This is a genomic window from Streptomyces calidiresistens, assembly GCF_014141525.1.
Taxonomy (GTDB): Bacteria; Actinomycetota; Actinomycetes; order Streptomycetales; family Streptomycetaceae; genus Streptomyces; species Streptomyces calidiresistens.
This window is the reverse complement of record NZ_VKHS01000331.1, coordinates 1-5761: the sequence shown is the minus strand read 5'-3', so window position 1 is coordinate 5761 and position 5761 is coordinate 1. Positions and strand designations below refer to the sequence as shown.

4 protein-coding genes are annotated in these 5761 nt (G+C 75.6%); all 4 read right to left on the bottom strand.

Going from position 1 to position 5761, the window contains the following annotated elements:
• Positions 1 to 80 precede the first annotated feature (80 nt).
• Entirely contained in the window at positions 81 to 1073 is a 993-nt protein-coding gene (hemB, locus tag FOE67_RS14655) for a porphobilinogen synthase (protein WP_182664371.1), read from the bottom strand.
• A gap of 230 nt (positions 1074 to 1303) precedes the next feature.
• Positions 1304 to 3010, bottom strand: a complete 1707-nt coding sequence (locus FOE67_RS14650; protein WP_438874222.1) for a bifunctional uroporphyrinogen-III C-methyltransferase/uroporphyrinogen-III synthase — start codon at positions 3008 to 3010, stop codon at positions 1304 to 1306.
• Positions 3007 to 3999, bottom strand: coding sequence for a hydroxymethylbilane synthase (gene hemC / locus FOE67_RS14645; RefSeq protein ID WP_182664369.1), 993 nt, complete (start codon positions 3997 to 3999; stop codon positions 3007 to 3009). Before hemC ends, FOE67_RS14650 begins: the two co-directional genes overlap by 4 nt.
• Positions 3996 to 5657: a glutamyl-tRNA reductase gene (locus FOE67_RS14640; RefSeq protein ID WP_323384941.1), complete on the bottom strand. Its 1662-nt coding sequence runs from the start codon at positions 5655 to 5657 to the stop codon at positions 3996 to 3998. The genes hemC and FOE67_RS14640 overlap by 4 nt, the downstream gene beginning before the upstream one ends.
• Between the last annotated feature and the right edge of the window lie 104 nt (positions 5658 to 5761).

Here is a 5761-nt window from a genome sequence, read left to right as displayed (position 1 = left end):
AGCCCGCCCCCGCCCGCCGAGCGGCGGGCCGGGGCCGGCCGCTCGGCGGGCGGGGGCGGGCTCGGCCCGGCGGGCTCCGCTCAGCGGGCGGCGGCGCGGCGGGCGGCCTCCACGGCCCAGTAGGTGAGGATCACGTCCGCGCCCGCCCGCTTGAAGCACACCAGCGTCTCGTCGATCGCCCGCTCCCGCTCGATCCACCCCTTCTCGGCGGCGGCCTCGACCATCGCGTACTCCCCGGAGATCTGGTAGGCCGCCACCGGCACCGCCACCGCGTCGGCCACCCGCCGCAACACGTCCAGGTACGGCAGGCCGGGCTTGACCATCACCATGTCGGCGCCCTCCGCGAGGTCCTGGGACAGCTCGCGCAGGGCCTCCCGACCGTTGGCCGGGTCCTGCTGGTAGGTCATCCGATCGCCGGTCAGCCCCGACTCCACCGCCTCCCGGAACGGGCCGTAGAAGGCGGAGGTGTACTTCGCCGTGTACGCCAGCAGCGCGACGTCCTCGTGCCCGGCGGCGTCCAGGGCGCGCCGGACGTGCCCGATCTGGCCGTCCATCATGCCGCTGGGGCCCAGGACGTGCGCGCCGGCCTCCGCCTGCACCACCGCCATCTCGGCGTAGCGGGCCAGGGTCGCGTCGTTGTCCACCCGGCCCCGCTCGTCCAGCAGACCGCAGTGCCCGTGATCGGTGGTCTCGTCCAGGCACAGGTCGGACATCACCACCAGGGCGTCGCCGACCTCCTCACGGACCGCCCGCAGCGCCACCTGGAGGATGCCCCCGGGATCGGTGGCCGCCGTCCCCACGGCGTCCTTGACCTCGGGGACACCGAACAGCATGATCCCCGCCACGCCGGCGTCGGCCGCCTCGGCGGCGGCCCGCCGCAGCGAGTCGAGGGTGTGCTGGACCACGCCGGGCATCGAGGAGATCGGCGCGGGCTCGGCGATGCCCTCGCGCACGAAGGCGGGCAGCACCAGGTCGGCCGGATGGACGCGGTGCTCGGCGGTCATGCGGCGCATCGCCGCGGTGGTGCGCAGCCGGCGCGGGCGGACGTCCGGGAAGGCTCCGTGGGAAAACACCTGTGTCTCGATCTCCTGGGCTGCGGAAGGGGGCCGCCGGACGCTCACGTGACCGGAGGGGGCCGACGGTCCACCGGCCGCTCGGATGCCGGCCGGCGCTCGCACGGTAACCCGGGGCGCCCCGCCCGCCCGCCGCCACCCGGCGCCGGAACGGCCGCGGGTCCCGGGCGACCCCCCGCGGAGGGGAGTCGCCCGGGACCCGCGGATCGCGCCGTGCCCGGGGCCGCCGGCTACGCCCCGCGCGGACGGCGCCGCTGCGGACGCTTCTCGCTCGGCCGCTTGAGCACCTCCCCGGCCGCCAGCGCCGCCTCCCGCCGCTTGGCGCCGAACTCGGCCAGCGCCTCCGCCAGGCGGTGCACCGACGGCTCGGGGGCCATCACGTCCACCCGCAACCCGTGCTCCTCGGCGGTGCGCGCCGTGGCCGGGCCGATGCAGGCGATCACGGTGACATTGTGCGGCTTGCCCGCGATGCCCACCAGGTTCCGCACCGTGGAGGAGGAGGTGAACAGCACCGCGTCGAAACCGCCGCCCTTGATCGCCTCGCGGGTGGGGGCCGGCGGCGGCGAGGCGCGCACCGTCCGGTAGGCGGTGACGTCGTCCACCTCCCAGCCCAGCTCCACCAGGCCCGCCGACAGCGTCTCGGTGGCGATGTCGGCGCGCGGCAGCAGCACCCGGTCGATCGGGTCGAAGACCGGGTCGTAGGGCGGCCAGTCCTCCAGCAGCCCGGCGGCGGACTGCTCCCCGCCCGGCACCAGGTCCGGCCGCACGCCGAACTCGATCAGCGAGCGCGCGGTCTGGTCGCCGACCGCCGCCACCTTGATCCCGGCGAAGGCACGGGCGTCCAGCCCGTACTCCTCGAACTTCTCCCGGACCGCCCGGACCGCGTTCACCGAGGTGAAGGCGATCCACTCGTAGCGGCCGGTCACCAGACCCTTGATCGCCCGGTCCATCTGCTGCGGGGTGCGCGGCGGCTCCACGGCGATGGTCGGCACCTCGCTGGGCACCGCGCCGTAGGAGCGCAGCTGCTCCGAGAGCGAGGCGGCCTGCTCCTTGGTGCGCGGCACCAGGACCCGCCAGCCGAACAGCGGCTTGGACTCGAACCAGGCCAGCCGGTCGCGCTGGTCGGGCGCGCTGCGGTCGCCGAGGACCGCTATCACCGACCGGTCCCCGTCGGCGGGCGCGGGCAGCACCTTCGCCTGCTTGAGGGTCCGCTCGATGGTGCCCAGCGTCGCGGTCCAGGTGCGCTGCCGGGTGGTGGTGCCGGCCACGGTCACCGACAGCGGGGTGTCGGGCTTGCGGCCGGAGCCGATCAGCCGGGTGGCGGTGGCGCCGACCTCCAGCAGGGAGGTGCCGATGACGACGGTGGCGTCGCTGCCGCCGATCTCGGCCCAACATCGCTCGTCCGCGGTGCGGGCGTCGATGATGCGGACGTCGGTGCCGGCGTTGTCGCGCAGCGGAACACCCGCGTAGGCGGCCACGCCGACGGCCTCGGCGATCCCCGGCACCACCTCGAAGGTGATGCCCTCGGCGGCGCAGGCCAGCATCTCGCCAGTGGTGGCACCGTCCAGGCCGGGGTCCCCGGCGACGGCACGCACCACCCGCTTGCCGCGGCGCGCGGCACGCATGACAAGATCTGCTGCGTCACCGGCCCGCCCGGGGGCGGCGGAGGCGTCGTCGACCGGATCGGCCACGGGTTGCAGGGGGGTTTCGGCGCCGTCCCGGACGTGCGCGCGAACCACCTCGTGGACCTCGGGGTCGGCGATCAGGACATCTGCCCTGGCGAGTGCCTCGACGGCTCGCAGGGTGAGCAGGCCCGGATCACCGGGCCCGGCACCGAGGAAGGTGACATGCCCGTCGGACATCCCGCCGCCCGCCGGACGGATGTGCGCGGCGGGGTGCGGAACGGCGGAGTGCGGTTGTGCGGTGGTGGGGCTCACTGTGCTCGCTCCCCCATCAGACCGGCCGCGCCCTTGGCGAGCATCTCGGCGGCGAGGTCGCGCCCCATGCGATCGGCACGGGCGGTCGCCTCCCCGTCGGACGCCGGTACGGGACCGGTGGTGGACAGCTGCATCGACGTGACCCCGTCGGTGGTGCCGACGGCGCCCCGCAGGTGCAGGACGGTGGTACCCGGTTCGTCCTCCCGGTGGTCGGCGAGCGCGGCGACGGGCGCGCTGCATCCGGCCTCCAGTGCGGAGAGCAGGGCTCGCTCGGCGGTCACGGCGATCCGCGTGGGCGGATCGTCCAGTCGGCCGAGCTCGGCGACGAGGTCGTCACGGGACGCGACGCACTCGATCGCCAGTGCCCCCTGGCCGGGGGCGGGCAGGACGGTGTCGGGATCGAGGAGGTCGGTGATCGCGCCCTCCGAGCCGACCCGGTGGAGTCCGGCGGAGGCGAGCACGACCGCGTCGAGCTCGCCGGCACGGACGTACCCGATCCGGGTGTCGACATTCCCCCGGATGGGAACCGTTGTGATCCCGCAACCCAGGGAGCGGGCATGGGTGTGCAATTGGGACATGCGCCGGGGTGAACCGGTGCCCACGCGCGCCGGGCGGCCGGATCCGTCGGCGGCGCCGGCGCGCAGCAGCTCCTCCAGGGTCAGGCCGTCCCGGGCCACCAGGGCGTCCCGGGGATCGGCGCGTTCGGGCACGGCCGCGAGCGCCAGCTCCGGCGGCTGGGCGGTGGGCAGGTCCTTGAGGGAGTGCACGGCGAAATCGATCCGGCCCGCGAGCAGTTCGTCGCGCAGCGCGGAGACGAAGACGCCGGTCCCGCCGATGGCGGTCAGGTGCTCGCGGGAGATGTCGCCGGTGGTGACGACCTCGACCAGCTCCACGGGACGCCCGGTGAGCCGCCGAACCCGTTCGGCGACCTGCCCGGACTGGGCCATGGCGAGTTTGCTGCGCCGGGTCCCGAGCCTGAGGGCTGTCATGACCGCTCCTGTTCCGCGGTGGGGTGGTCGGGTGGATTACCGGTGTTCGACCACCGGTGGATGCCGTTCCCGTGGCCGCCGACCGGGTCGGGGCGACCGGCGGGAACCGGCTCGGGGTTCCGCGCGTCCCGGGTTCCGGGGGATGTGCGCGGCGGCGCGACGGTCGTCGGGCCGCCCGGACCGGGGTGCCGCGCGGCGTCGGTCCGGGCATCGAGGTCGAACAGCTCCCGCAGGGCGGCGGCGTAGTCCGCGCCGCCCGGCTCCCCCGCGAGTTCCTTGACCCGGACGGTGGGAGCGTGCAGCAACTTGTCCACGACCCGGCGCACGGCGTGCGCCACCTCGGCGCGCTGCTTGTCGTCCAGGCCCGGCAGCCTGCCCTCCAGGCGGGCCAGTTCCCCGGCGACCACACCGGAGGCCATGGCGCGCAGGGCGACCACGGTGGGGGTGATGGCGGCGGCGCGCTGGGCGGCGCCGAACTCCTCCACCTCCTCGTCCACGATCCGGCGGACGGTGTCCACGTCGGCGGCCATGGGGGCGTCGGCGGAGGCCACCGCGAGGGACTCGATGTCCACCAGGCGGGCGCCGGGCACCCCGTGGGCGGCGGCGTCCACGTCCCGGGGCATGGCGAGGTCCAGCAGGGCCAGGGGCCGGGTCGGCGCGGGGCCGTCGGGCCCCGTGGTGTCCGCGGTGTCGACGGCGGGGGTGCCGTCGGCGGCGAGCAGCGGGCCCGCGGACCGGCGGGCGCCGTGGCGGCGGTCGCGCAGCGCGGCGGCGATCTGCTCGGCGGTGAGCACCAGGCCGGTGGCCCCCGTGCAGGAGACCACGAGGTCGGCCAGGCGCAGTTCGGCGGCGAGCGAGATGGCGTTGATCGGCACCGCCCGGGCGGAGAGGGTGCCGCCGGGCACGCGGTCGGCGCCGCGCAGTTCGTTGAGGTTGTCCGCCAGCCGCTCGGCCCTGGCCAGGGTGCGGTTGGCGATCACCAGTTCGGTCGCGCCGGCGCGGGCCAGTGTCGTCGCGGCCAACGAGGACATGGAACCGGCGCCGATCACCAGCACCCGCTTGCCCGCGATCCACGCCGGGACGTCCGGCATCGCCTCGGCACCCGGCGCCGGCGGCCCGGCGGCCGGGGTGCCGACGCCCGCGGCGAGGTCCGCGCGGGCCAGCTGCTCCAGTCCGAAGGTGACCAGCGACTGGCCGGCGCGGTCGATGGCGGTCTCGCTGTGGGCGCGCTTGCCCACCCGCAGGGCCCGCTGGAACAGCTCGTTCAGCAGCCGGCCGGCGGACTGCTCCTCCTGCGCCAGCGCCAGCGCGTTCTTGATCTGGCCGAGGATCTGCCCCTCGCCCACCACCATGGAGTCCAGGCCGCAGGCCACCGAGAACAGGTGGTGCACGGCCCGGTCCTCCCACCGGGTGTAGAGGTGGGCGGCGAGTTCCCCGACGGGCAGCCCGCTGTGCCGGGACAGCGCGGCGGTGAGGTCGGAGACGCCCTCGTGGAAGCGGTCCACGTCGGCGTACAGCTCGATGCGGTTGCAGGTGGACAGCACGGCGGCCTCGGCCGCGGTGTCCGTGCCGAGGGTGTCGCGCAGCAGCTTGCCGCGGGTGTCGGGAGCGAGGGCGGCACGCTCCAGGACGCTGACCGACTGGCCGGCGCGGTCGATGGCGGTCTCGCTGTGGGCGCGCTTGCCCACCCGCAGGGCCCGCTGGAACAGCTCGTTCAGCAGCCGGCCGGCGGACTGCTCCTCCTGCGCCAGCGCCAGCGCGT

Coding starts and splice junctions, on each gene's coding strand:
- hemC (WP_182664369.1), bottom strand. CDS start 3,999: ATGACAGCCCTCAGGCTCGGGACCCGGCGCAGCAAACTCGCCATGGCC.